The 26,593-nt window shown below is 45.5% G+C and carries 21 protein-coding genes; 12 read left to right on the top strand and 9 right to left on the bottom strand.

From position 1 onward, the window contains the following. Positions 1-67 precede the first annotated feature (67 nt). The 4 genes from B4F99_RS02420 (at position 68) to B4F99_RS02435 (ending at position 4,934) form a co-directional block, all read left to right on the top strand. Positions 68-1,066 carry a class I SAM-dependent methyltransferase gene (locus B4F99_RS02420; protein ID WP_214856723.1) on the top strand — a complete coding sequence of 333 codons (999 nt, stop codon included), beginning with the start codon at positions 68-70 and terminating at the stop codon, positions 1,064-1,066. Between the two features lie 106 nt (positions 1,067-1,172). Then, complete coding sequence (locus tag B4F99_RS02425; protein ID WP_214856722.1) at positions 1,173-2,663, top strand: phytoene desaturase family protein; 1,491 nt, start codon at positions 1,173-1,175, stop codon at positions 2,661-2,663. Next, complete coding sequence (locus B4F99_RS02430; protein WP_214856720.1) at positions 2,660-4,141, top strand: phytoene desaturase family protein; 1,482 nt, start codon at positions 2,660-2,662, stop codon at positions 4,139-4,141. The genes B4F99_RS02425 and B4F99_RS02430 overlap by 4 nt, the downstream gene beginning before the upstream one ends. Then, on the top strand, positions 4,101-4,934 hold the full coding sequence (locus B4F99_RS02435; protein WP_214856719.1) for a phytoene/squalene synthase family protein: 834 nt from the start codon (positions 4,101-4,103) through the stop codon (positions 4,932-4,934). The genes B4F99_RS02430 and B4F99_RS02435 overlap by 41 nt, the downstream gene beginning before the upstream one ends. A 421-nt stretch (positions 4,935-5,355) precedes the next feature. On the opposite strand, the gene B4F99_RS02440 is transcribed toward B4F99_RS02435, so the two are convergent. From B4F99_RS02440 to B4F99_RS02470, 7 genes are all read right to left on the bottom strand, one after another. Beyond that, positions 5,356-6,828 carry a phytoene desaturase family protein gene (locus B4F99_RS02440; RefSeq protein WP_035409346.1) on the bottom strand — a complete coding sequence of 491 codons (1,473 nt, stop codon included), beginning with the start codon at positions 6,826-6,828 and terminating at the stop codon, positions 5,356-5,358. 15 nt (positions 6,829-6,843) lie between these two features. Next, entirely contained in the window at positions 6,844-7,920 is a 1,077-nt protein-coding gene (locus B4F99_RS02445; RefSeq protein ID WP_214856718.1) for a glycosyltransferase, read from the bottom strand. Then, a complete protein-coding gene (locus B4F99_RS02450) occupies positions 7,917-8,618 on the bottom strand; it encodes a lysophospholipid acyltransferase family protein (protein WP_251138018.1) in 702 nt (233 codons plus the stop codon). Before B4F99_RS02450 ends, B4F99_RS02445 begins: the two co-directional genes overlap by 4 nt. Then, a complete protein-coding gene (locus B4F99_RS02455; RefSeq protein WP_290755092.1) occupies positions 8,587-9,342 on the bottom strand; it encodes a carotenoid biosynthesis protein in 756 nt (251 codons plus the stop codon). The genes B4F99_RS02450 and B4F99_RS02455 overlap by 32 nt, the downstream gene beginning before the upstream one ends. Before the next feature lie 136 nt (positions 9,343-9,478). Then, the gene (gene pssA, locus B4F99_RS02460; RefSeq protein ID WP_174316042.1) at positions 9,479-10,225 is read right to left on the bottom strand and encodes a CDP-diacylglycerol--serine O-phosphatidyltransferase; all 747 of its coding nucleotides are present in this window, start codon (positions 10,223-10,225) and stop codon (positions 9,479-9,481) included. Between the two features lie 21 nt (positions 10,226-10,246). Then, complete coding sequence (locus tag B4F99_RS02465; protein ID WP_290755094.1) at positions 10,247-10,714, bottom strand: aminoacyl-tRNA deacylase; 468 nt, start codon at positions 10,712-10,714, stop codon at positions 10,247-10,249. Then, positions 10,674-12,056, bottom strand: coding sequence for an MATE family efflux transporter (locus B4F99_RS02470; RefSeq protein WP_035398439.1), 1,383 nt, complete (start codon positions 12,054-12,056; stop codon positions 10,674-10,676). Before B4F99_RS02470 ends, B4F99_RS02465 begins: the two co-directional genes overlap by 41 nt. Before the next feature lie 194 nt (positions 12,057-12,250). Between B4F99_RS02470 and B4F99_RS02475 the strand changes: the two genes are divergently transcribed. Then, positions 12,251-13,024: an enoyl-CoA hydratase/isomerase family protein gene (locus tag B4F99_RS02475; RefSeq protein WP_290755096.1), complete on the top strand. Its 774-nt coding sequence runs from the start codon at positions 12,251-12,253 to the stop codon at positions 13,022-13,024. Positions 13,025-13,081: 57 nt separating this feature from the next. Here the strand turns inward: B4F99_RS02475 and B4F99_RS02480 are convergent, their stop codons facing one another. Further along, complete coding sequence (locus B4F99_RS02480) at positions 13,082-14,233, bottom strand: cation:proton antiporter (protein ID WP_214856715.1); 1,152 nt, start codon at positions 14,231-14,233, stop codon at positions 13,082-13,084. Between the two features lie 140 nt (positions 14,234-14,373). Continuing rightward, a complete protein-coding gene (locus B4F99_RS02485) occupies positions 14,374-16,161 on the bottom strand; it encodes a glycoside hydrolase family 13 protein (protein ID WP_290755097.1) in 1,788 nt (595 codons plus the stop codon). A 455-nt stretch (positions 16,162-16,616) separates the two neighbouring features. On the opposite strand from B4F99_RS02485, the gene B4F99_RS02490 reads away from it, so the two are divergent. From B4F99_RS02490 to B4F99_RS02520, 7 genes are all read left to right on the top strand, one after another. Continuing rightward, a complete protein-coding gene (locus B4F99_RS02490; RefSeq protein ID WP_174316741.1) occupies positions 16,617-17,873 on the top strand; it encodes an extracellular solute-binding protein in 1,257 nt (418 codons plus the stop codon). Between the two features lie 126 nt (positions 17,874-17,999). Continuing rightward, positions 18,000-19,355, top strand: a complete 1,356-nt coding sequence (locus B4F99_RS02495) for a carbohydrate ABC transporter permease (protein ID WP_214856712.1) — start codon at positions 18,000-18,002, stop codon at positions 19,353-19,355. Between the two features lies 1 nt (position 19,356). After that, positions 19,357-20,190, top strand: a complete 834-nt coding sequence (locus tag B4F99_RS02500) for a sugar ABC transporter permease (RefSeq protein ID WP_023467409.1) — start codon at positions 19,357-19,359, stop codon at positions 20,188-20,190. A gap of 22 nt (positions 20,191-20,212) precedes the next feature. After that, entirely contained in the window at positions 20,213-21,736 is a 1,524-nt protein-coding gene (locus B4F99_RS02505) for an alpha-amylase family glycosyl hydrolase (RefSeq protein ID WP_214856711.1), read from the top strand. A gap of 34 nt (positions 21,737-21,770) precedes the next feature. Next, a complete protein-coding gene (locus tag B4F99_RS02510) occupies positions 21,771-22,802 on the top strand; it encodes a LacI family DNA-binding transcriptional regulator (protein ID WP_035398727.1) in 1,032 nt (343 codons plus the stop codon). Between the two features lie 228 nt (positions 22,803-23,030). Continuing rightward, positions 23,031-25,331 carry a glycoside hydrolase family 65 protein gene (locus tag B4F99_RS02515; protein WP_214856709.1) on the top strand — a complete coding sequence of 767 codons (2,301 nt, stop codon included), beginning with the start codon at positions 23,031-23,033 and terminating at the stop codon, positions 25,329-25,331. A gap of 188 nt (positions 25,332-25,519) precedes the next feature. Then, complete coding sequence (locus B4F99_RS02520; protein ID WP_214854759.1) at positions 25,520-26,371, top strand: YitT family protein; 852 nt, start codon at positions 25,520-25,522, stop codon at positions 26,369-26,371. The last annotated feature ends 222 nt before the right edge of the window (positions 26,372-26,593 follow it).

Genomic DNA, 26,593 nt, shown 5'->3' on the forward strand with positions numbered 1-26,593 from the left:
ATTTTTGTTTACAAGTGGTTGTTATTTGGGAAAAGGGATGTATTACACAGTAGAGAGGGGAACGCTTGTGGCACAGTTGAAGGAATGGACGAAGGTCTTCCGGGCACGGAAATGGATGAAACGCGCAGAACCGGTGTTACCACTCTGGCATGGATACATCGGTTATAAATATGGATTATTCGATGCTCTTCAATCGGGAGCGACGCAGGCGGAAGCGCAACTACGGATGCGACGTCCGCTGACACAGGAAGCGTTATCCCGCTGGTTTGAGGTTGGCGTAGCTGTCGGTCATTTAAAGAAAAAAGATTTACGTTACACGGCGACGCGTCATGTATTGCCAGAACTTTCTCAATCAGACGATCGTAGTATCGGTTTTATGTTATCTGAGATGATGGAGCTACATTTACCCGCCTTGTTCTCTTATCCACAATTCCTAGAAGAGGGGCAACAGAAAGTCTTTAATGGAGAAGAACATGGCGACATCGTTGCCGAAACGTCGGCACTTGTCGAGACCGTTGCTTTCTCAGCTGTACGTCATATCATTCGGAGTCGCAATCTGACATCACTGCTTGATATCGGCTGTGCCTATGGCGGTTATCTTCGCAAAATTCATGAAGCGTTACCTGAATTGCGGCTCGCTGGAATCGATATCGAAGAGTCGGTCATCGCCGAAGCGAGACGACGAGATACGAGTGGAGAGATTGACTTCGTCGTCGGAGACATCAAAACGTTTGACGTAAAAGAAACGTATGATGGTGTCATGATGAATAATATTTTGTATTACTTCCCACAACCGGAACGTCTTGCTTTACTAAAAGGGGTACGCCGTTTCGTCAAAGATGATGGAACAGTCATTCTCGTCACTCCACTTCGTGACAGTTCACATGGTGCACCGTTCTCAGCAGCATTCAATGCCTTTATGACGTTGCATGAGAATTTGTATCCATTACCAAGTCAGGAAGAATTGAAAGAAGATTTATCGAAAGCTGGGTTTGGAAATATTTCGATCACACCATTCTTAAAAGAAGGTGCTTGGTATATCGTGACTGCAAACGCCACTTCCTAAGCGAAGTCTGGCGTTTTTACAGTTGGAAGACAGTTCAAATTTGTCGCTCTTACTATGTGCTTAGTATAATAGTTGAAACGATGAGAGATAAAAAGGAGAGATTTGGGTGAAGCGACGCGTAGCAGTGATAGGAGCCGGACCAGGGGGACTTGCATGTGCCTTGTTATTAGCAGGAAAAGGAGTAGACGTCACCGTTTATGAAAAACAGACGCAAGTCGGTGGACGAACTTCTGCCGTCAAGCTAGGTGAATACACATTTGATCGAGGACCGACTTTTCTTAATATGCCGCATATTTTAGAAAACGTCTTTCACGAAGCTGGTCTACGGTTAGAAGATTATTTAGATCTAAAGGCACTTGATCCGATGTATACACTCTATTTCAAAGGTGGAACAGAACAGTTTACGATGACGACGGATCGGGACCGGATGAAAGAGACGATCGAGCGTCACTTTCCGGGAAATGGGGAAGGGTACGATCGATTCATGGCAGAGCAAGCGTTAAAGCTCGGTAAGTTGATGCCGATTCTACAGACACGTCATGACCGATTAACGGACTACTTGTCACCGCGTGTCTTAACAGCACTTCCGCGTCTCTCACTCGGGCGATCACTTTATGATGTCTTGTCCGACTATTTCACGAGCGAAGAACTGAAGTATGCCTTTACGTTCCAAGCGAAGTACTTAGGGATGTCGGCTTGGGAATGCCCAGGAGGTTTCTCCATCTTGTCTTACATGGAACATGCATACGGTGTCCATCATCCGATTGGTGGGATGCATCAGGTGCCACTTGCGATGCAACGTGCCCTCGAAGAACTCGGTGGAACGGTTCAGTTAGGTACAGGCATCAAGCAATTGATCTTAAACGGCAAAGTCGTCGAAGGGGTCATCCTTGAGTCAGGTCAGCATGAGTTATTTGATGAAGTCATCGTCGGTGCTGATTTCGCACATGCGATGAATCACCTTGTACCGGAAGGAGTACTGAAAAAATGGTCCCGACCAAAAATTGATCGCAAAAAATTCTCGTGTTCGACGTTTATGTTGTATCTTGGCGTCAATCGGACATTCGATGCGCCACATCACACGATTTATTTTGCGGAAGACTACGAGAAAAACGTTCGCGAGATGACGCAGACTTTAGAATTATCCGATGATTTTTCATTTTATGTTCAAAATCCATCCGTTCTTGATCCGACACTAGCACCTGAAGGAAAGTCCGCCATGTATGTGCTAGTTCCGGTTCCGAACAATTACTCGGAACTCGATTGGTCGATCGAAGGACCAAAATTACGTCGACGTGTTCTGGATACGCTTGAAACGCGTTCACCGTATCAAGGGATTGAAGCGGCAATTGAAGTCGAAGAGATGTTCACGCCGGACGATTGGGAAGCGATGGGGATCCATCAAGGAGCGACGTTTAACCTTGGGCATCAGTTGACACAGATGATGTATTTCCGACCGCATAACCAGTTTGAAGAGCTGGATCACTTGTATCTTGTAGGGGGAGGCACACACCCAGGGAGCGGCTTACCAACAATCTTCGAATCCGCGCGTATTACGGCAGAACTCGTGCTCAAAAAAGAAGGGGTGCGGATATGAAAATAGGATTCGTAGGAGCAGGCGTCGGAACACTGCATGCAGCACTTTTGCTGACAGCAAGACATCCGGGAGTCGAGATTACGATTTTTGAAAAAGAAGCGCATGTCGGTGGTCGATTACGATCCGTCGATTTTGAATCCGGTGGACGCATCGATGAAGGTCCGACAATCGTCCTGATGCCAGGTAAGTTGAAAGAGCAGTTGGCAGAAGCAGGCGTGACGGGAGTAAAACTCGAACGGGTGGATCCATTGTATGACCTTCACTTCGACGACGGGACCGTCGTTACGAAAGTATCTGATGTCGTGGACCAAGCCATTGCGATCGAACGCCAATTCGGCGAAGGTCGTGGATTTTATGAATTCATGCATCAAAAAGAAAAGGATTATAAGACGAGTGTATCGAAATTTTTAGAACGTGGTTATCGTCGGAAAACGGAGCTGTTGCATCCAGAAATGATGCGTCCATTATTACAGATGCACGCTTTAGAGACAGCGCATGATCATTTGAAGCGATACTTCAAGAGTAAATATTTGCGCATGGCATACAGTTTCCCAACATTTTATATCGGAGGAAATCCGTATACGACACCATCCATCTATGGTTTGATTCCATACCGGGAACAAGCAGAAGGTGTCTGGTATGTAAAAGGCGGTTATTTCTCACTTGCTGAACGCATGTATGACACATTAGTCGAACGAGGTGTCCGATTCGTCTTTAAGGCACCCGTTGAACGAGTCGTCGTTGACCAAGGACAGGCGAAGGAAATCGTCTTACAAGGTGGAACACATGAAGCATTCGATCAAATCGTACTAAATGGAGAGTTTCCATTAATGGAACGTCTTGTGGAAGGTAAACAACCTAAAGCATATACTCCTTCAGGCGGGACGCTATTGCTGTATTTCAAGATGAAAGGGAAAGTTGACTTACCAGTGCATCGATTTTTGATGCCGAATGATTTGGAACCACTCATGACGAACATCTTTAAAAAAGGACGATTACCTGAACATCCGGCAGTCTATCTATTCCATCCGAGTCAGATTGATCGTAGTTTAACAGGAACGGACGATAGCGTCGTCTATTCATTAATTCCTTCTCCCCGTGGCTATGGTGTGAAAGATTATGAAAAAGTAGACTTCGTCGAGACCGTGCTCGAAAAAATCGAGCATCATCATCCGGGATTTCGGGAAAAGATACAAGAAATGAAGATTCGTACACCGAATGATGCACAGGCATTTGGACTATACGAAGGTGGCAGTTTTGGAATTGCTCCGACGATTCGTCAATCAGCTGCCTTAAAGACACAGGCAAAACCATATTCGGATATCGATCGACTATATGCCGTCGGTGCATCGGTGCATCCGTGTGGAGGAGTACCAGTCGTCATGATGGGCGCAACGATACTCGTAAACCGAATGGAACAAGAGATGGGGTGGAAACATGAATTCAGTGGCGATCCAAAACGCGTATATCAAATGTGAGGAAGTCATTCAGTCCGGATCTAAGACGTTCTATAAAGCCTTTTCACTCTTACCAAAAGCAGATCGACAAGCTGTTTATGCGATTTATACATTTTGCCGGTTCCTTGACGATACCGTCGACGAATCAGATACACCAAAAGAAAGTTTAATGGCTTTTTTGAATGAATTCAAACGATTCCGTGATGGCGAAGTACTGGATAAACCGCTATGGATCGCGTTAGCAGACGTATTTGAACGTTACGAAATGGATGAGACACCATTTCTTGAGCTCGCGGAAGGAATGCGTTGGGATATCGAGAAAAATCGTTATCAGACGCTTGAGGAGACAGAGCAATACAGTTATTACGTAGCGAGTACTGTCGGTTTAATGTTATTGCCAATCCTTGCACCGCAACAGCCTGATCTCCGTAAATCTGCTATTGATCTTGGAATCGCGATGCAACTAACGAATATATTGCGAGACGTCGGAGAAGATGCAAAACGCGGCCGCATCTACTTGCCCCATTCATGGATGGAGACATACGGTGTCACAGCGGAATCGTTACTCGCTGGTTGCCCTTCAGGAGACTTCATTGGTCTCTGGGAAGAGGTTGCACTTCGAGCAGAGCATCTGTATGATGCGGCGATTCCATCGTTTGATCGGTATCCGCGGGAGAGCAGACGCGCTTTAAAGGCAGCTGCCTTCTTATACCGTGGTATCCTCGATGCGGCAAGGGATAATCATTACGACGTTTTTACGAAGCGTGCGTACGTCAGCCGTTGGCAAAAGATGAAGTTGCTCGCAACGATTTAATACAAGACTATAGAAAAAAGACCTTGGCGGGGACCAAGGTCTTTTTTCTATGGTCTGAGACCGGGGAGTCTCAGATTACTTCTACACCAGAGCGAACATCTGGACTACGAGATAGGTCTATTTTGACCACGGGGATGGTCTTTTCTTTATCGAGCTATCTGTGGACCATTCGGATGAGACGATCTAAGGGGGAACGTCGTAAGTCATGCGAATGGACACACGATGAGTCGCGTGATGAAATGGGTGGGTCCCATTTGATTTCGCTGGTTAGAAAAAGTAAGTTCTTCAACGCTCTTGACTCGGGGAAGTCACCTTGCGCTTGATTGAGGATGTGGGGTCAATCACTACCTCTTGAACTCGAAGTAATCGTATCAAATCTTAGTTGTCCGTACAAGTGATTGATATGCAATTCACATAACGTTCACAGGGTAGCGGCGACAGCGGAGACGATTCGTTCACTTGCTAATTTTCCTGAAAGCGTCACCATTGGACTACCACCACCGGGATGCGTTGATCCGCCAGCAAAAAATAAATTGTGAACATTCTTTGAACGGTTACTCGGACGGAGGAAAGACGAACGGATGCCATTGGATGACAAGCCATACAACGAGCCGTGATAAGCAAAGAAGGTTTGTTCGATATCCTGTGGTGTGACCCGTTGTTCGTAGACGACATCTGATGAAATATCAATTCCAAACGACTGCAACCGTTGATTGATCAGTTGATCATACGTATCAAAATCAATCGCATGTCCAGTATCCGTTGCAGGTGCATTGACGAGCACGAATAAGTTGTCACCCGCTTGTCCCATTTCTGGTGCTGTGACGGAAGAATTGGAGATATAAATCGTCGGTTCCTCAGCGTACCGTTTTTCATCAAAGAGTGCCTTGAACTCAGCTTCGTAATCCGAAGAGAAGAAGACGTTATGATGAGCCAGCCCTTCGATTCGACGTGAGAGACCGATGCATCGGACGTAGGCCGAAATGGACGGTTCGACTTGAGCAGGCGTCGGATTTTTAAAATCAGGTCGTGCGGTTTCTGAGATCAGGCGTGGATATTGTGTCAACAAATCACCGTTCATGACGACGAAGTCAACCGGGAGATATTCCAAGTGATTCAATTCAATTTCCGTTGCTTGTCCATCGACGACTTCGATCTGGGTCACCTCATCTCCAAGCCGGAAGACGACACCGAGTTCTTTTGCACGTCGAGCGAATCCTTCTGCGATTGCTGTATTGCCGCCATTCGTGAAGTAGACGCCGTCATTCAATTCTAAATGAGCGATTAAACTGAAGGTAGCAGGTGTTTGATACGGACTGCTCCCGATATATGTCGCATAACGATCAAGTGCCTGAATTAACTCTTTATCCTTAAAGTAGTGTTTATGCAGTCCATGGAGACTTTGAAAGGGATGCACTTTTAGCATGTCACGCCAAAGGGAAGGGCGGACATATGAATCGATATTTGTGAAAAATTGTCGTTTGGCGATCGTATGCAACTTCGCGACTTCCTCTTGGTAACCGGTAATATCGTTCTTCGCCAACTGACCGTTCGTGAAACGATCTACTTCTGTTCGCATCGCTTCGCGCCCAGACGAAAAGGTTAACGTGCGTCCGTCTGAAAAGTGATTGATCGTATGGCGCTCGAGTTTCGTAAATGTAAAGTATTCATCAGGATCCGCACCGGATTCGAGAATGACAGACTGAAAGACTTCCGGCATTGTAATCGTATTCGGTCCGAAGTCGAAGCGATGTCCTTCTGTGACGATCGGCATCATCTTGCCGCCAATATGTGCATTACGCTCGACGACAGTGACACGAAACCCTTTTGCAGCTAATGAAATGGCGGCGCTGAGTCCACCAAGACCGGCTCCGATGACAGCTATATGTTTCATACTATTGATTCCTCCTTATGAATAGGTTCGACCCTTCCATGTGATTTCCCGTTTCCTAAAGCTTCGAATCATCGCACTGGCTAGCAAGATGACATAAAGGAGTACCGCCAGTGGATGAAGCCACCAAACATGTCGAATCCGCGCTGCACCATCGATCCGTAACCGCGCCATATAGAGAAGGAATAACGCGGCACCCATCTGCCAAGAAGGATGGATGATGAGATAAGGAAGGATGCTTGCTTGAATCAAGTAAAAGAGTAGAAAGTATGATCCGACGGTGTAGGAATCGTTCATCCCACGAAAGACATTCTTTAGAAAACCTTGCCAGACCTCTTCATTCGTGGCGTACATGTCGCAAGAAACAACTGGGGCGACTTCGACAAGTGTCGTTGTCCATCCATGTCGTTTAAATGTACGACAAAGCTCTAGGTCGTCCACAAGAGCCGTTCGAATACTGTCATGTCCACCGACTTGTTCGTAAGCCTGTCGTTCGACGAGGACGACCATACCGTTCGCAGCGGCAAAAGCCGGATGTTTCACCTTGCGAAACGGAATCGGAAGATGCTGTGCGATAAGAACATGTTGTATCGGAATCAAACACTTCCCGAGAAACGTCGGTACAGGAAATGACGGAAAACCGGAAAGAAACACGGCTCGTTCTGTTCGTAACGTTCCGTATAAGCGACAGATTGCATCAGGTGTCAGTGTCACATCAGCATCGAGAAATAATAGATAGTCCTCTGTCGTTCGTCTCGCGAGTTGATGACACGCATGGACCTTTCCTGCCCAGCCTACTGGTAAGGGAAGACCATCAATCACCGTAAAACGATTGTCTTGACCAATCCGATCGAGCAATAACTCACGCGTCCGATCGGTCGAACGATCTTCATATAAGTAGACGTGCATCCCTGATGTCAAAGCTGGTTCCAGTGCGTCTAATAATTTTCGTACATTGCGCTCCTCGTTACGTAACGGGATGCAGATTGCTAGACTATCTGGTTGAACGGCATCCGTTAATCGAGGTAAAAAAGCTAAATTGACCCATGTGTAGAGACAGACAGCTAGAGCGAAGAAAAAAAAGAACCAACTCATGACCGAAGTGCCCGTAACCAGCGTTCCGTTCGCGCAGGGAGTGGTTCCCTTCGTTTTGAGATACAGCGATACAAATCAACACGCTCTGCCATCGCATCTGCTCGTATGTCGTCATATAGTGCTGTTAGCTCTACTGTCAGACGTTTTACTTGGACACTGGATCGTTCGTCAGACAATGGATAAAAGCGACGCGTCCTTACATAGACATCCGGTTGCTGTTCATGTCCGTACGAATAGTAGAAGGCGACGAGAGACACGGTATCCGCATGACGCATTAATTGCGTTGCTCCACTTGCTAAATGCATCGGTCGTTCTTCTTGATGCCGTTCCTCACCTTGAGGAAACATCCAGACGCTGCTTCCGTTTTGGAGTTGTGCTTTTGCATATTGAAGGCTTGTCTTGATATCAGAGAACGATGTCCGGTCGACAGAGAAAGCTCCGAGACGGGAGAAGAATGGAAAACGGGCGAGTCCTGCCTGGTCAATCATGACATACGGATCATGACGGAAACAGGTTTGATCTAAATGAAAGAGAATCATGCCATCCCACCAAGAACTATGCGTAGCAAGCATGAGCCCTGGGACGGGTAGATCGTCTGCGCGGTATAAAACACGATGAAAATGACGCTGAATCAAAGCATGATCGACATACGTATGAAATACGGTCTCAGCTAATTTGCTTTTGTTTGCTTCTTTCAACGATAACCCCTCGTTTCACAATGAAGTAGATGATGAATGCACTTAAGCTGATCAAAGTGACGCCATAGAGACTAGAAACTCCTGCCGTTACGCCGAATAAGGTGTGCAACATTAAAAAGAGATATTGGTTGTTTTGCTCGAGTGAGGCATCCGTCGCCTTAACTTGATAGCGACTGATAAAAAAGGAAAAGACGAGCGCCGTTCCATACCACCCGAAGAAGTTCTGTGTCGGAATATCGTAATACCAGCCACCGTCTTGCCAAAGCCAATAAGACTTCACATTAGCAGCAACAGGATCGATCGCTAAATCGAGCCAAACGGCAAACAATGGAACGAGAATCAGTGTACTATAGCGAAACGAGAACAAACGGGAGAAAGCGAGACTCGCACCCATGACCGACAACCATGCAGCCCCGATCGTAATCGGCACACCTAATAATTGCACACCAAAGTCGGATTCATAACGATATGTTCCAAACGGCCAACCGGTATGAACGCCAATCGACTCGATGATGATCGAACCAAAGAAGATGAAGGGGATGACAAGGCGTCCCTTCGGTAAGACATGCCAAAAGTAGAGGGCAGCGTATAAGCCGGAAGCGAATAAAAAAACGGCGTTGGCCCATTCGAGCCAAGGGGGTAGTATAGAAAATCCGACTAAGATCAAGCCGATGGTAAACCAAATCGAAAAGAAAATCCAAAGACGTTTATGGAACTGTTCCATGCGTGACATTCCTCCATTTCCGTGATAGCTTCTGTCATAAGTATACCCATATATCTTGAAAACGAGCGAGGGAGAAGCGGTCCAATAAAAAAAGTGGTCTAGTTTCTCGTACGAGAAACTAGACCACTTGAGGTCATCAGCCATTTGAATGTTGCTTTTGCTTCTTCTTTTTGATAAATGAGAAAAGGAGAAACGCGATGTATAACGGAACAGCGACGAACCAAAAAGTCGACCATTCATTACTACGAGCAATCATGACATACGTCACGTACAGCAATGTAAAGGTGATGACAAATGTATGGCGCGGGACGGGAATGTCTTTGAAACTTGGAATCTTGACACGACTGACCATCAAGAAGGCAAGACCTGTGAAGACGAGTGGAACCATCAAATCATTCATTCGTCCGCTAAACAACGTGACGACGGCCAAAATACCACCTGCCGCTGTAATCGGTACACCTGAAAAATAAGCAGATGCCACATTCGTTGCCGATAAATTAAACCGGGCAAGACGGAATGCGCCGAACAACGGGAACAGAGCAGAGATTAGCAAACCAACTTCTCCGAATTCATAGAAATACGTATAGTAGGCCATCATTGCAGGTGCGACACCGAATGTCACGATATCTGCTAATGAGTCCAGTTCTTTTCCGAAGTCGCCTGCTACACCAAGCATCCGAGCAAGACGTCCGTCCAGACTATCAAGCATCATCGCGATGACGATTAGTAAGGTGGCATTTTGAAAATCACCTTTTGCTGCCATGACGATGGCTAAAAAACCACAATACAGATTTCCGAACGTAAATAGGTTGGGTATTGAATTACGAACACGATCTTTCCACAAAATGATTCCTCCTGCCACTTCATCGATACTACTCATCATATCATAGTTAGGAGATGGAATTCAGCCGTTTGTAAAGAGAATCCCTTGAATGAAAGATAAAAAATCATGAGGATTCAATCGAACTTGATGTCCACGTTTTCCAGCGGATATGATGATGAATGGTTCATGGATAGCACGATCCGATAAAAGAACGGGAAAATTCTTCTTAGCACCGATAGCAGAGACACCACCTCGAATATAGCCAGTCAGGAATTCTAACTCCTTCATCGGAACAAGCGCGACTTTTTTCGAATGCAATGCTTTAGCCGCTGCCTTTAGAGAGAGTTCTTCTTCCCCCGAAATGACGACGAAGACATATTTATTTTCGACCATTTTCAAAACAAGGGTTTTAAAAATGGTCGAAAGGGGGTAATTAATCTTTCTAGCGACGGCTTCAGCAGATAAATCATCAAGATCAACAGGATAAGTGAGGGATTCAAAGTCAATCTTAGACTGCTTCAGAAGCCTCTCGACGTTCGTTTTGCTCATGTGTTTCTCCTTTGACGAGTGAGTATTGGACCCATTTCCGTCCGTGCCAACGTTTCATAGCGAAAATGCCACGGAACCATTCGTCAGCAGAGAAGGCAATCCAGATTCCAAGTAAACCAAGACCGAAACCAAGACCAAGTGTATAACTGAGGACGACCGCGATTCCCCACATCGATAGAATACCGATGGCGACAGGGAAACGAACATCTCCTGCCGATTTAAGAGTTCCCATCAGTACGATGTTCATTGCGCGACCTGGTTCAAGAATGACACTTGCCCAAAGTAGTGGGATACCGATTGCAATGATTTCAGGACTCGATGTGAACGCTGATAGAATCGATGAACCGAATGAAGCAAGTGCAACAGCTGAGATGAAGCTTGCGAAAACAGCGATCTTCAATGTTTTCACAGCCCGTCCGTATGCTTGTTCGAATTGTTGCGCACCAACTTGGCGTGCGACGAGTAATTGCGTTCCTTGCGCGATCGCAAGTGTGAATAAGAAACAAAGCATTGTGATATTCGATACATAAACACGAGCAGACAACGCTGCTTCACCAATTGTTGCGATGAATCCTGTGATGATGAGTTGTGAGAATTGATACGAGATCCCTTCACCAGCAGATGGGATTCCGATGTTCATGATTCGTTTCACATCCTCACGATTGAAATGAATCAAGTCTTTTACTGTAAAACGTAAAGAAAGTTTGCGGTAAACGACAAAGAACAAGACCAGGACAGCGATTGTCCGGGCGATGACGATCGACCAAGCGACACCAGCAACACCGAGAACGGGAATGCCGAAGAGTCCAAGAACAGCGATGACGTTACCAAAAGCACTAACGAAATTCATCAGTAGCGTGACGTACATAGCATTTTTAGTGAATCCATGACTCCGAAGAATCGCACCCAGTGTCAATGAGATGGCTTCTAAGAAAAGGAACAGACCAACGATCTTAATGAACGTTTCGCCATAGACGAGTGTCTCTCCTTCTAACGAGAAAAATCCAAGGAGTTGTCTTCCGAACAACACGACGGTCAGAGAAACGATTAGACCGGTATACAAGTTAATCGCAAAAGCAGAACGAGCCGTTTGACGAGCGTTTTGCGTCTTTCTTGCACCGAGGTACTGACCAATGATGATCGTTGCACCGACCGAGGTGATGTTAAAGAGAATAATGAAGATATTCAAAATTTGATTGGATACACCGACTGCCGCAGCAGCGCTATCTGAGTAATAACTTAAAATCAACGTTGCAATGATCCCGAGGCTCATATGCAATGCAATCTCGATGAATAATGGCCACGTAATGTGGAATAAGCTTGGTTGCTTGACTGTTTTCATAAATAAATCCCCTTTGTTTCATAAAACGAATAGTGTTTCTTTATCTTTTTGAAACTATACGCCTTCGATTTTCATAATGAAAGAGGGTTTTTTGTCTTTCATCGAAAAAAAAGAGATTTAAAAGGATTTTCATAAAATATCACGAATACATCATAATGAACAATCATTCATTTTTTAAAAGGTAGGGGAATCTGATGAAACGAGAAATGCATTATGTCGTCAAGGATCAAATCGCAACGCTAACGCTGGCTCGACCCAAACAACTGAATGCATTAACGTCGAATTTATTAGAAGAGCTGGCAGACGCTCTAGAAGAAGCGAATCAGGATGAGGAAGTACGTGTCATTGTCTTGACTGGTGAAGGACGCGGTTTTTGTGCAGGACAAGATTTGAAAACCGTCTCGCCTGAGCTCGATCATGGTGAATATCTACAGCAGTATTATCATCCTGTCGTTCGGGCACTCGCTAAAACGAAAAAACCGACGATTGCTGCCATCAATGGTGTTGCAGCAGGTGCCGGTTTATCATTGACGCTTGCTTGTGATTTCCGGCTCGTCCACTCTGAAGCGAAATTGTCGCTCGGATTCATTAATATCGGTCTTGTTCCGGATGCGGGTGCCCCGTATTTCTTACCTCGACTGATCGGAGCGGCAAAAGCAACGGAGCTTGCGTTACTCGGTGATACGATTTCAGCAGAAGAAGCCGTTACGCTCAACCTTGCGACGCGAAGCATTGAAGCGGAACGATTTGCTGAAGAGGTCACAGCTTTTGCTCGTCAGCTAGCGAATCGTCCGACGAAAGTGATCGGGTACATTAAGCAGCTGCAAGCAGCGAGTTATGAAAATAATTTGGAGGAAATGCTAGCTCAAGAAATCATCTATCAGTCACGTGCTGGAAAAACGGAAGACCACCGTCACGCGGTTGAGTCCTTCATCGAAAAAAAACGCCCTGTTTTTGTCGGACGATGAATCGAAGAACATATATAGAAGAAAGACGTCGGAAACGCACGAGGCACCGACGTCTTTTTAATTCAATTTCTTTTTGATTTTTCGTGCGGTCGCATGTGTACGGTTCGTCAATCCTGTAGAGATACGGAATAGTAAAATTCCAAGAAAAGCAGAAACAAAAATGTATATCCCGGTCAACGTCACGAATGCACCACTAGCGAGCGTGATGAAAAGTATCGAAAATTCACCACGTGGACCAAGACAAAAGCCAGATTCGATCGCATGATAATTCGATAAACCAAAGGACCTTCCGCCGAGGTAACCGACTAAGAATTTAGAGACGACTCCCCAAATGACAAGAGCGAAGAAAAATAGATCAATCGGTAATCCGTCAGTCAACTCGAATGACATTCCGAACGTGATAAAGAACAATGGTAATAATAAGTCTTGAAACGGCGTGACTAGTCGTTTAAGATAACGCGTCTCATCCAGTTCGGTTAACAGAATACCGATGATGAAGGCGCCAAGTACTTCTGACAAGCCGAATAAAATACCGATACCGGAAAATAACAAGATTAACCCGATGATTCCGATGCCGGCATCAGGATGACGGTAGAGTGAATCGACGAGACGTTTCCGTCTTCGGATGAACAACGTCATGATGATTAAAGCAATGAAGAAGAAGCCAAATCCGAGAAAGATGATACTAATTTTTGCTACCGAGAACGTCTCAGTCTCTAAAACGAACGGTGCCGTCGTCAGTAGGATCGGTGCCATCAAATCTTCGAAGACGAGTAGGGACAGCACGAAGCGATTCACATCCTGATGTTTATCCGGTTCCCGATCGAGCAGTCGAGCTGAAATCGAAGAACTCGTCGCATACAAGACACAGCCGATCAAAAACGATTCGGCGATAGAAAAACCGAACGATAAAGTCAACAGGATTGTTCCACCAAACGAAAGTAGAATATCGATGACTCCTGCTTTCCAAATGGAACGGAGCTGAATCAGCAAGTCCGCCACTGAAAATTTTAGACCGAGTAAAAAGAACAGGACGATGATGCCCGCTTCTCCTCCGAGTTTCAGTTCTTCGGGAGGATCGTAATAAAATCCAAGGACGATTCCAATCAAGATGAAGGCCAGAATACTCGGGACGTGGAATCGTTCACTCAAGTAACTGATCGTAAACAAGCCGATGAGGATGAGACCAGCGTAAAAGAAAATTTCCATCGAGGATGTCCTCCTTTCTGTACCCTATACCCTAATTCGATGGCATTCATTAACTTGTTTTTATCTTGGAGAACGGATACAGAAAAAGCCTGTACACAAAACTTCTTTTTTAGAAGGTGAGTATACAGGCTTTTAGGTGGTTATAAGACTTGAACGATCGTTCCAGAATACGCGGGGAGAGAAACATCAAGTGTCTGCTGGTGCGTGTTCGTCAATAAATCAAGCCCTCGACCAGCTTGTGGAGCGGTCAATGAAACAGGAACATCTGAATTGTTGAAGTAGATATAATACAATCCTTCCGGGCTCATGCGACGCATGATGATCGTATTCGTCTCATCATTCGCATGAACGAAAGAGATATGTCCTTTGTTCGCGAGTGTCTTATGCTGCTTTCGAAGCTGTAACAAGTGTCGCGTATAGGCGAATAACTTCCGATCCTGCTCCTCTGGATCCCATGGCATACATTTTCGGCAGCCTGGATCTTGATCGCCATCGAGACCGATTTCATCACCATAATAGATGACAGGACTACCCGAGAACGTCAACATCGATAACAAGAGAAGACGAAGCTTCTGTTTGTTATTGCCAGCACGCGTCAACGCACGTGGTGTATCGTGTGAACCGATTAAATTAAAGGTCACTTCATTGACATTCATCGTGTTTGAGAACAATACATGCGACATATCGTTCGCATACGAAGTTGCTTTAGTTTTATCTAAGGCAAAGAAGTTCAAAGCGGCATTCGTAAATGGATAGTTCATGACAGCGTCAAACTGGTCACCGAGCAACCATTCCTGTGAATCATGCCAAATTTCACCAAGGATATACGTGTCAGGGTTGACCGATTTGACGACTTGACGGAAATCACGCCAGAATGCGTGATCAACCTCGTTGGCGACGTCGAGTCGCCAACCATCGATACCGAATTCCTCGACCCAGTAACGAGCGACATGAAGCAAGTATGATTTGACTTCATCGTTTTCTGTATTGAATTTTGGCATCTCGGGAACAAAAGCAAATGTATCATAGTTCGGTAGCGGCTCGGTTATGAGTGGGAAATCTCGTAAGTGGAACCATTCCTTGTATGTCGAATGACTACCATGTTCACGAATATCAGCGAAAGCTTTATGGTGGAAGCCGGCATGATTGAAAACAGCATCGAGCATGATGCGAATGCCATGTGCGTGTAACAAATCAACCATTTCCTTGAACTTTTCTTTTGTGCCAAACTGTGGATCAATTTCTAAGTAATCGATCGTATCGTATTTATGGTTCGATTTTGCTAAGAAGATCGGACAGAAGTAAATACCAGTGATGCCGAGTTCAACAAGGTAGTCAATATGATCGATGACACCTTGGAAATCTCCACCGAAGAGATTCGTCGTTGTCGGTGCCGTACTATTCCATGGAAGTGTACCAACTGGATCATTCGTCGCATCGCCATTTGCAAAGCGATCTGGGAAGATTTGATACCAAACTGTATCCTGGACCCAATCCGGTGCAGTGAATACGTCGACTGCATTAAGGAAAGGAACACAGAAATAGTAGCCTGTATCATCGAGCGGTTTTTCATCGAACCATCCACGCTCTGTAAAGACTTGGCTTGTTGCACTGTCATGGAGACGGAAACCATATCGTAGACGACGGAAGGGTGGAACGACATCGATGAACCAATAATCATATAGTTCATCTGATCCACTTCGCTTCATCGGTGTTTCAAATGTATTCCAGTAGTTGGATTTTGAGGGATCGAAGTTCCAATCGGCAGCATCTGGGTTTTCGGTATGCCAATCATACGGATCGCCCCAAATCAAATCGACGTGATCAACGTCATTTTTTTTCGTTTGTAAACGGATGTGGATTGTTCGCTCATCATATTTATAGACGAACGGAGACATCGCGCGGTGAAACACAGCTTCTTTGAACATGGCAGTCACTCCTTAACGCAATCGCTTGCATCATATTGATTATGTCTTCGACCTAAGAATAGTAAAGCGCTTTCTTAAAGTCAATTCCAATCCCGTGAAATCAAGGATTCCTGATAAAAGTCGAGAGTATGATGCAATCGTTTGCATCATGTTGTGCAAAAGATAAAAATGAAAACGTTTTCTTTTTTATGTACTTATTCTCTACAGCATTTGATTCAAATAATGAAATCAAAAATAAAAAGTTTTGAAATGTAAGAAAATAATTGAATAAAAGGACTTGTCAAAAGGATTTTAGATTGTATAATAAAAATGTAAAGGTGATGCAAACGTTTTCATAAAACGCTTACAATTGCTCGGTTGTTATCATGAGAAAATGGTTGTGCCTTTATGCAAACGTTGTGCATTAAAACTTATCATTCATAAGTTAACTTGGGGAGGAAATTTTAATCATGGAAATGAAAAAATTCGTAGCAGGTCTCTCTGTATCTGTCATGGCAATCGGTGCACTTGCAGCATGTGGCGGTGGATCAGATTCTGAATCATCATCTTCAGATTCAGGCAGTAAAAAACCAAGCAAGATCGTCATCTGGGAAGACACTGAAAAAGCTGAAACGACTAAAGCGGCAGCTAAAGCGTTCGAAGAAAAAGAAGGCGTCAAAGTTGAAGTCAAAGAAGTTAAGATGACAGATCAGCAGAAGAAAGTAGCACTTGACGGACCAGCAGGTAAAGGACCGGACATCATGCTTCTTCCACACGACCAAATCGGTACAGTCGTTGACCAAGGCTTGATCGCAGAACTCAAAGATGGCGAAAAAGCACTTGAGCCATTCATCGATACAGCGAAATCAGCAGTAACGTTTGACGGTAAAGTCTACGGATATCCGAAAGCAGTTGAAACACCAATCCTCCTTTTCAATAAAGATGAATTAAAAGAAGCACCAGCTTCAATGGATGATCTGTACAAGATCTCAACTGAGCAAAAGAAAGACGGTAAATACGGATTCCTCGCGCTTTGGGATAACTTCTACTTCGCGCACGGTCCAATCGGTGGCTACGGCGGATATGTCTTCAAAGACAACGGTGGCAAATTGGATCCAGCAGATATTGGCTTGAACAACAAAGGTGCTGTAGAAGGTATGGATTACATCGGCAAGTGGTACAAAGAAGGTCTCTTCCCGAAAGGTCTTATCGGTGGTGGCGGTGGTCAAGCACTTGACCAACTCTTCGGCGATAAAAAAGCTGTTGCTGTCATGAACGGTCCATGGGCAGTTGCGAGCTATAAAGAAAAAGGCATCAACCTCGGAGCTTCAGCACTTCCGAAACTTCCAAACGGTGAGCCGATTAAAACATTCGTTGGTGTAAAAACATACGCGATTTCAGCATACTCGGAAAATGCAGAATGGGCTGAGAAGTTCTTGGCATCACTCACTGGTGAAGAGAACGCGAAAGCAATGTTCGAAAAATACAATGAGATCCCACCAGTCACTGCGCTTCAAGAAGATGCAGCAATCAAGGATAACGAAGTCGCAGCAGCAGTCTTCGCACAATCACAAAACGGTGTGCCAATGCCGAACATCGCTGAGATGGGTCAAGTTTGGGAACCAATGGCAGCAGCACTCCAGCTTGTTGCAACAAACAAGCAAGATGCACAAAAATCAGCTGATGATGCTGTCAAACAAATCAAGCAACAAATCGAAGCTAACAATCAATAAGCGTAAATGGAACGCGTGAATCCATGAAAAAGAGATAAAGAGAGGGGGATCTTGAATTCCCCCTCATCTTTATGGTTGGAAGAGAAGCCTGAGGTCAGACATGACCTTTGGAAAGGAGAACGGACGATGGCTGCGATTGCAACACCACACCCGACGAATCCAACGCCTGAAAAAAAGACGAACCACCGCACGATTGCGGCGCTGATGTCGATCATTCCAGGAGTAGGACAACTATACAATAAACAATTCCTTAAAGGCGCGACATTTTTTGTCGTCGTACTATCATATTTTCTCGTCAACTTTGAACTGTTCTTCAAAGGAGCCGGAAATGGTCCTGGCGATCGCGGAGCGATTTGGGGCTTGATTACACTCGGTGAGGTACCAGGCGTAAGGGGGGATCACTCGATCTTTCTAATGGTCGAGGGCATCATTGCCTTGATTTTACTTGTCTTTGGTATCACCATTTACGTCTGGAACTTTATCGATGCGTATCGAATCGGTAAGTTGCGCGACATGAACCTCGAAGTACCTTCCTTGAAGATGCAACTTCGGAATTTCCGTGATAATGGATTCCCGTATGCGATGTTGATTCCTTCATTAGTACTTTTAGTGTTCACGGTCGTCTTACCGTTGATTTTTACTTTCTTGATTGCTTTTACAAACTATAAGTTCAACAACTCGCCGCCAGCAAAGCTGGTTGACTGGATCGGGATTCAAAACTTCTTGAATATCTTCACGGTTGATATTTTCCGCGACACATTCGTCAGCGTTCTTGGTTGGACGCTTGTCTGGACCGTCGCTTCGACGACAGGTGTCATCGCGATCGGTATCGGACTGGCAGTCTTACTGAACCAAAAGGGACTCAAAGGAAAACGGTTCTTCCGTTCCATCTTGATCCTGTCATGGGCAGTACCAGCGTTCATCACGATTTTGATCTTCCGCTCGATGTTCAATGAGACATTCGGTGTCTTCAATACGACATTGTTACCAGCGATTGGTCTCGATAACGGTCTCGACTGGATGACGGATCCAACGTATACGAAGCTTGCATTGATCGGGATTCAATGGTGGTTAGGTTTTCCATACATCATGACGCTGACGACAGGGATCTTGCAGTCGATACCAGAGGATCTCTATGAGGCAGCAACAATTGATGGAGCGACAGCAGGAGAGAAATTCCGCTTAATCACGTTGCCGATGATTCTTTTCGCAACAGCACCGATCTTGATCACGCAGTATACGTTCAACTTCAATAACTTCAATATCATCTATCTCTTCAACAACGGTGGACCGGCAGTACCGGGTCAATCGGCTGGTGGAACGGATATCTTGATTTCGTGGATTTACAAATTGTCGCTTGGCGCGAACCCGCAGTATGGATTCGCAGCAGCGATCACGCTTGTGTTGTCGTTCTTCATCATGACGATTGCCGTTATTCAGTTCAAGCGTTCAAAATCATTTAAAGATGAGGATATGATCTAATATGAGAAAACAAAACCGAATCAACATGGCGTTGTCATATCTCATTTTGACGGTCGCCTCCATCATTATCGTCTATCCACTCCTTTGGGTCGTTGGTACTTCACTTAACCCAGGGAAAAGTATTACATCGGATATCTTCCCAAGTAATCCGACTTTGATTCACTACTTTGATTTGTTTGATCCGTCAAAAACGGATTATGGCATGTGGTATTTAAACACAATCAAGATTGCCGTCATCACGATGGTCGTCTCCGTCGCGCTAATCACTTTAACAGGATACATTTTTTCACGCTATCGCTTCGTCGGTCGGAAAAATTCACTCATCTTGTTCCTCGTGTTGCAGATGGTACCGCAATTCGTTGCAATCATTGCGATTTATGTCTTGCTTAATATGTTAGAATTGTTTGATACGCATCTGGCGCTCATCCTACTCTACTCGGGTGGCGCGATTCCAATGAATACGTATCTTGCAAAAGGATATTTCGATACGATTCCAAAAGAACTCGATGAGGCGGCACGGATGGATGGTGCCGGTCACTTACGAATCTTCTGGCAAATCATCTTACCGCTAGCAAAACCGATGGTCGCCGTCATCGCATTGTTCAACTTCATGGCACCATTCAACGACTTCATTTTAGCATCGCTCGTCCTGCGTTCTCCTGAGAAACAGACACTTGCGGTCGGGTTGTACAACATGGTGTCGGAGCAGTTCGACAATAACTTCACGTTATTTGCGGCAGGTGCCGTATTATCAGCAGTTCCAATCGTTCTTCTCTTCTTCGCATTCCAGCGCTTCTTCGTGTCTGGATTGACAGCAGGTGGAACGAAAGGATAATCATAAGGGGGAAATCAGCGGCATGAGACGAGGCATAATGCTTCTCCTCTTGCCGCTTCTCTTGTCTATCGGGCTTCAACCGATGACGGGTGAAGCAGCAGGTTGGGAAAAAGAACGAATGTATTTCATCATGGTGGACCGGTTCGAGAATGGCGATCCGAGTAATGATCGAGAGGCGGATCCCGAAAATCCAAAAGCGTTCCAAGGTGGCGATTTAGCAGGTGTGACGAAACGTCTCGATTACATCAAGGAAAAGGGATTCACTTCGATTTGGTTGACGCCGATCTTTAAGAACCGTCCGAATGGTTATCATGGATACTGGACGGATGATTATTACGAGATTGATCCGCACTTCGGAACAAAGGAAGAGTTTAAACGTCTCGTCAAAGAAGCGCATAAACGGGATATCAAGGTCGTCCTTGATCTTGTCGTCAATCATTTAGGACCAAATCATCCAATGGTGAAAGAAAAACCGGAGTGGTTTCATAAAAATCAACCGATCATGAACTGGAATAACCCGTCGGAAGTCGAGAATAACTGGCTGTTCGATTTACCGGACTTCAATACAGAAAATCCGAAAGTCGTGGATTATTTAGTTGATGTCGCGAACTACTGGGTCGATGAAACGGGTATAGACGGATACCGGCTCGATACGGTTCGCCATGTGCCAGCGTCATTTTGGAAAACGTTTATCCCAGCAGTAAAAGAAAAGCATCCAGACTTATTCTTGTTGGCTGAAGTGTTCGATGGAGATCCGCGAAAAATCGCGTCCTATTCGAAATTAGGTTTTGATTCTGTGACGAACTTCCCGTTTTATTATGGAGTCAAGGATCAGTTTGCTCGCAAAAATGGTTCCGCGGAAGAGCTCGATTCAGTTTATAATCGAGATACTACGTTTAATCCGAATGCCAAGGGACTTGCAACCTTCATTGATAATCATGATGTCAAGCGCTTCATCACGGAAGCAAAGATTGGTGGAGCAGATGAAGAGGAGCGGCAGCTTCGATTAGCGCTGTTCGCACTCTATGCTGCACCAGGGATGCCGATCGTCTACCAAGGAACAGAGGTGGCGATGCCAGGTGGTGAGGATCCTGGAAACCGGATGATGATGACATTTGATCAAAATAAGAAGATGCAACAGTACGTAAAAACGTTGAACGAGATGCGTCAGGACTACCCAGCGTTTGCAACAGGGAAGCAACGCTTGATCGCAAAAACCGATCATATGGCAGTCTACTCACGGGAGACGAAACAACAAAAAGTCATTTACGCGATTAATCTTGGAGAAAAAAAGACGAGCTTACGCGTGTCTGCGAAAGAAGTCGGTGATGATCAGCGTCTAAGAGGACTTTTATTCTCAGACTTGGTGCGTCAAGATGGTGACGCCTATGAGATCACGCTTGATGCAAATAGTGCGAACAGCTATGTCATCGAAAAGTCACAAGTCAACTGGTGGTCGATCATCGCAATTGGTGCGATTGCTCCGATTTTAGCGCTCATACTTCTTCTCGTTCACCGTAAACGCATGCAACGTCAAACAAAATAAAATACTTAACTAGGGGAAATGTGAGGTGAAGGGGATGCAGGTAACAATCAAGGATGTAGCACGGGAAGCGAATGTCGCACCCTCGACGGTATCACGCGTCATTGCGAATAGTTCACGCATCAGTCAAAAGACGAAGGAACGGGTGCGGCAGGCGATGGATGAGCTCGGGTATTATCCGAACGTTCATGCGCGCAGTCTCGCGAATCGAACGACACAAGCGATCGGTCTCGTCATGCCAAGTGCTGCAACAAAAACGCTACAAAACCCGTTCTTTTCGGAGGTCATTCGAGGAATCAGTACAAAAGCGCATCAAAATGGATATTCGTTATATATGACGACAGGTGTCTCGGAAGAAGAAGTATATGAAGGTGTCGTCTCGATGGTTCAGGGCCGTCGTGTCGATGGTGTCGTCGTACTGTATTCCCGTACGGATGACAAAGTCGTTCAATTTCTGCAAGATTCGAAGTTTCCGTTCGTCGTCGTCGGAAAACCATTCAGTGATTCATCACATGTCACGTATGTCGATACGGATAATTATCTAGCCGGTCGCGAAGTGACGAAGTACTTGCATCAACTTGGGCATGAGTGTATCGCATTCGTCGGAGGCGCACAGGATTTAGCTGTGACGCAAGAACGTGTCGGGGGTTACAAGACGGCTCTCATGGAAGAGGGCATCCCGATTCAAGAATCCTACATCGTCAGTGCACCATTCATGACGACAGGAGGCGCTGAGGCAGTCAAACGACTGATGTCGCTTGAACATCCGCCGACGGCTGTCGTCGTCAGTGACGACATGATGGCACTTGGTGTCATGAGTACCCTGAATGAGATGGGGATCGGTGTGCCGGATCAAATGGCCGTCGTCAGTTTCAATAACTTGTTCATCGCAGAATTCTCAAGCCCACCGTTGACTTCTGTTGAAATCAATATCTTTGGACTTGGTTTTGAAGCGACGAATTGTTTGATTGAACAAATCAATGAAGATGCGACCCCTTATGGGAAGCGCGTCATCGTTCCACATTATCTCGTCGTCCGTCAGTCTTGTGGCGGAAAATCTGAAGCGTGAAACAGAAGTCTATTTTTAAACCGATTGGTTTGAAAATAGACTTTTTTTGATTCAAATGGATGTCGATTTCTAGTAAAAGGAAGCGGTTGCAGAAAAAGAAATTTATTTTCGTGCAAACGATTGCATTGATGCTTTTTATGTGTACAATAAAGAATGTAGAGTATAGATGAAACGCTTACATGATCAGATTGACTGACATGCGTAGCATAAAAAAGGAGCGACTTGACGATGAAACGACTTTTTGAGGTCAATGAGTGGAAAATTACAGAGCTTGGTTTTCATCCAGAAGATAATCGATTGGCAGAATCGATGACATCGATCGGAAACGGTCATATGGGAATGCGCGGAACGTTTGAAGAAGAGTACACAGGGGACACGCATCAAGGCATGTATGTCGCAGGTGTTTATTATCCGGATAAGACACGTGTCGGCTGGTGGAAAAACGGTTATCCGGAGTACTTCGCGAAAGTACTCAATGCTGTCAACATCATGGGTTTGAAAGTATCTGTCAACGGAAAAACTGTTGATTTGAATACGTGGGAAGTCATCGACTTCAAACGTGAACTTGATATGCAACATGGTGTGTTGACGCGGGCGATGTTGTTGAAGCATGGAGAAGAAGAGATAAAAGTCGAATCCAAGCGTTTCTTCTCGATCGTCGATAAAGAAATCGCTGCCTTGCAATATACGGTAACACCTGTCAATTTCGAAGCAGAGGTCATCATTGAATCATATCTCGATGCGGATGTTGAGAATGAAGACTCAAACTATGATGAGAAGTTCTGGCTTCCCGTTGAACACGGAATTGAAGAACGGTTTGGTTATGTCACATCAAAAACGAAAAAGCTCGATTGGCATGTGACGGCAGCTATGATCACGGACGTCGAAGGCGCACGGTGTGAGGTCGTCGATGGCAATACGCAGTACGTCGCGAATCGTTTCACGAAACAAGCCGCAGTAGGTGAGGGTGTCACTGTCGAGAAATTCGTTGCGCTCGTAACGAATCGCGATCATGAAATCGATGCGTTACTGGAGCAAGCGATGAAACGGGTTCACGTCGCATTCGAATCAGGCTTTGAACCATTGCTTGCGACACATGAAGCAGCTTGGTTGCACCACTGGGAAGAAGCGGATGTGAAGATTGAAGGTGATGTCGAGGCACAGCAAGGGATTCGTTTCAACATCTTCCATATGTTCCAGACCTACACAGGTGAAGACTCACGCCTCAACATCGGACCAAAAGGCTTCACGGGCGAGAAGTATGGTGGTGCGACGTATTGGGATACAGAAGCGTACTGCTTGAACTTCTACCTTGCGACGTCGAAACCGGAAGTGGCTTGGAATTTACTCAAGTATCGCCACAATCAATTACCGCAAGCAAAAGAAAATGCGGATAAGAATGTTGGGATGAAGGGTGCGCTTTATCCGATGGTGACGATGAACGGAGAAGAGTGCCACAACGAGTGGGAAATCACACATGAAGAAATTCACCGGAACGGTGCAATTGCGCATGCGATTTATAATTACACGAACTACACGGGTGACACATCGTATCTCGGACAATACGGATTTGAAGTGTTAGTCGAGATTGCTCGTTATTGGGCAAGCCGTGTCAATTATGTGGCGCATAAGGATGTCTATATGATTCTTGGGGTGACGGGACCAAATGAATACGAGAACAACGTCAACAACAACTGGTATACGAATTTGATCGCAGCATGGTGTCTCGAATATACGCAGACCGTTCACCGTCATTTGGCACAAGAAGAACCAGAACGTTTGCAAGAACTCATGCATCAATTAGCGTTGACGGATGAGGAACTGGCGAAGTGGGCAGATATCGACGCGAAGATGTATTATCCAAAAGATGAAGCAGCTCCTGGTATCTTCATGCAACAGGATGGCTTCATGGATAAGGAACAAATCCTGGTCGCTGAACTCGATCCAAAACATCTTCCGCTGAACCAGAATTGGTCTTGGGACCGGATCCTTCGCTCTGTATTCATCAAACAGGCAGATGTCCTGCAAGGTCTCTACTTCTTGACGGATCGCTTCAGTCTAGAAGAGAAGAAAGCGAACTTCGATTTCTATGAACCACGTACGGTTCACGAATCATCATTATCTCCGTGTATCTACTCGATCATTGCAGCGGAAGTCGGCTATGAGGAAAAAGCGGTCGAACTGTACCAACGTTCGGCACGACTTGACCTTGATAACTACAACAATGATACAGAAGACGGATTACACATCACGTCGATGGTTGGATCTTGGATGTCGATCGTCCACGGGTTCGCCGGATTACGGGTAGCGAACGATACGTTGTCCTTTAAGCCGATGTTGCCAAAAGGCTGGACGAGCTATGCGTTCCGGATGCAGTGGCGCGGTCATCATATACATGTCCATGTTCAGCCAAACGCCGTCGAAATCACTCAGACGGAAGGCGAAGCATTCAGCTTAAACGTTCATGGAACGACTGTAGAAGTTCCGGCAGGAGGAAAGATTACGGTGCCTGCTTCGATGACAGTATAAATACGATGAAAAAGAACCGATGCCAAGTCGGTTCTTTTTTTGTGTAACACGAATTAGAGGACACCTTTGTCACAAATGAAAACGCCATCATGTAAAAGAACATCAATCTTTGGAAATCTTGACTATCCGGCGACATTTGAATGTGCTAAAGTGTTTCAAGATAGTTATGAATGAGAGGAGAACGGCGTGTGACAGCAGTAGTAAAGGAAAGTATGTTAAAAGTGATCGTGGCTACGATTGGAGGATTCGTCATTGCCGTTGCCATGAACTGGTTTTTGATTCCAAGTGGTGTTTATTCGACTGGATTTACAGGACTTGCCCAAATCTTGACGCAAGTCCTTCAAAATACAGCGTTTGCGTTTGGTGAAAACGTTTGGTTCTTAGCGCTGAACATCCCTTTGATCGTGCTTGCATGGATCATGTTAGGTCGGAGTTTTACAATCGTCACGTTGATTTCGGTTCTGGCAACGACGATTTTTATTGGCCTTATTCCTCAATATGCTGTCATACCAGGTGATCAGACACTGAATGCAGTGTTTGGAGGGGTCTTGCTTGCGATTGGTACCGGTATCACGATTAAATTCGGTGCTTCGACGGGTGGGTTTGATATCGTTGCCCTCATCTTTGCCCGTTTTTCCGATCGCAGTGTCGGCTTATATCTGTTCGTCTTGAACTTTTTGATCGCACTATTGGCAGGTGCCTTGTTCGGCTGGTCGACTGCCTTATATACGATCGTCTTCATCTACGTGACTTCTAAGGTCGTCGATGAGATTCATACAAGTAACCAACGCTTGACGATTTTTATCGTCACGAATCATGCGGATGACATCACAACGGCTCTGCATCAGCACATCATTCGTGGAATCACGCAGATTCCTTCGATCGGTACGTATTCACGAGCTGAGAAAGCGACGTTGATGATGGTCATTGAGCGTCACGAATTGCGGGATATCGAACGGATTTGTCGGGAAGCGGACGAGACAGTATTCATCAACGTCGTCGCGACGGACTCGGTCGTCGGATACTTCCGAAAAGGATAATGAAAAGAGGCTGACTCAAAAGTCAGTCTCTACAAAGATAAGGGTGGCAGAATGATGATCTGCCATCCTTATCTCGTAACAAAAAGAATGACGCGTCACACGCCACTCCTACAGGGACAAGCGCATTTATGCGCTGTCAGAGACACAAGACCCGCTTTTCTGCTCCAACGAAGCAGGAAAACTGGCTTGTGTCTCGCCTGAGGAAAGGGCGTGAAAAGACGC

It is taken from the genome of Exiguobacterium sp. UBA3491, assembly GCF_002377745.1.
Lineage (GTDB): Bacteria > Bacillota > Bacilli > Exiguobacteriales > Exiguobacteriaceae > Exiguobacterium_A.

Coding starts and splice junctions, on each gene's coding strand:
- B4F99_RS02430 (WP_214856720.1), top strand. CDS start 2,660: ATGAAAATAGGATTCGTAGGAGCAGGCGTCGGAACACTGCATGCAGCA.
- B4F99_RS02435 (WP_214856719.1), top strand. CDS start 4,101: ATGAATTCAGTGGCGATCCAAAACGCGTATATCAAATGTGAGGAAGTC.
- B4F99_RS02440 (WP_035409346.1), bottom strand. CDS start 6,828: ATGAAACATATAGCTGTCATCGGAGCCGGTCTTGGTGGACTCAGCGCC.
- B4F99_RS02445 (WP_214856718.1), bottom strand. CDS start 7,920: ATGAGTTGGTTCTTTTTTTTCTTCGCTCTAGCTGTCTGTCTCTACACA.
- B4F99_RS02455 (WP_290755092.1), bottom strand. CDS start 9,342: ATGGAACAGTTCCATAAACGTCTTTGGATTTTCTTTTCGATTTGGTTT.
- pssA (WP_174316042.1), bottom strand. CDS start 10,225: ATGATGAGTAGTATCGATGAAGTGGCAGGAGGAATCATTTTGTGGAAA.
- B4F99_RS02465 (WP_290755094.1), bottom strand. CDS start 10,714: ATGAGCAAAACGAACGTCGAGAGGCTTCTGAAGCAGTCTAAGATTGAC.
- B4F99_RS02470 (WP_035398439.1), bottom strand. CDS start 12,056: ATGAAAACAGTCAAGCAACCAAGCTTATTCCACATTACGTGGCCATTA.
- B4F99_RS02475 (WP_290755096.1), top strand. CDS start 12,251: ATGAAACGAGAAATGCATTATGTCGTCAAGGATCAAATCGCAACGCTA.
- B4F99_RS02480 (WP_214856715.1), bottom strand. CDS start 14,233: ATGGAAATTTTCTTTTACGCTGGTCTCATCCTCATCGGCTTGTTTACG.
- B4F99_RS02485 (WP_290755097.1), bottom strand. CDS start 16,161: ATGTTCAAAGAAGCTGTGTTTCACCGCGCGATGTCTCCGTTCGTCTAT.
- B4F99_RS02490 (WP_174316741.1), top strand. CDS start 16,617: ATGAAAAAATTCGTAGCAGGTCTCTCTGTATCTGTCATGGCAATCGGT.
- B4F99_RS02495 (WP_214856712.1), top strand. CDS start 18,000: ATGGCTGCGATTGCAACACCACACCCGACGAATCCAACGCCTGAAAAA.
- B4F99_RS02500 (WP_023467409.1), top strand. CDS start 19,357: ATGAGAAAACAAAACCGAATCAACATGGCGTTGTCATATCTCATTTTG.
- B4F99_RS02505 (WP_214856711.1), top strand. CDS start 20,213: ATGAGACGAGGCATAATGCTTCTCCTCTTGCCGCTTCTCTTGTCTATC.
- B4F99_RS02510 (WP_035398727.1), top strand. CDS start 21,771: ATGCAGGTAACAATCAAGGATGTAGCACGGGAAGCGAATGTCGCACCC.
- B4F99_RS02515 (WP_214856709.1), top strand. CDS start 23,031: ATGAAACGACTTTTTGAGGTCAATGAGTGGAAAATTACAGAGCTTGGT.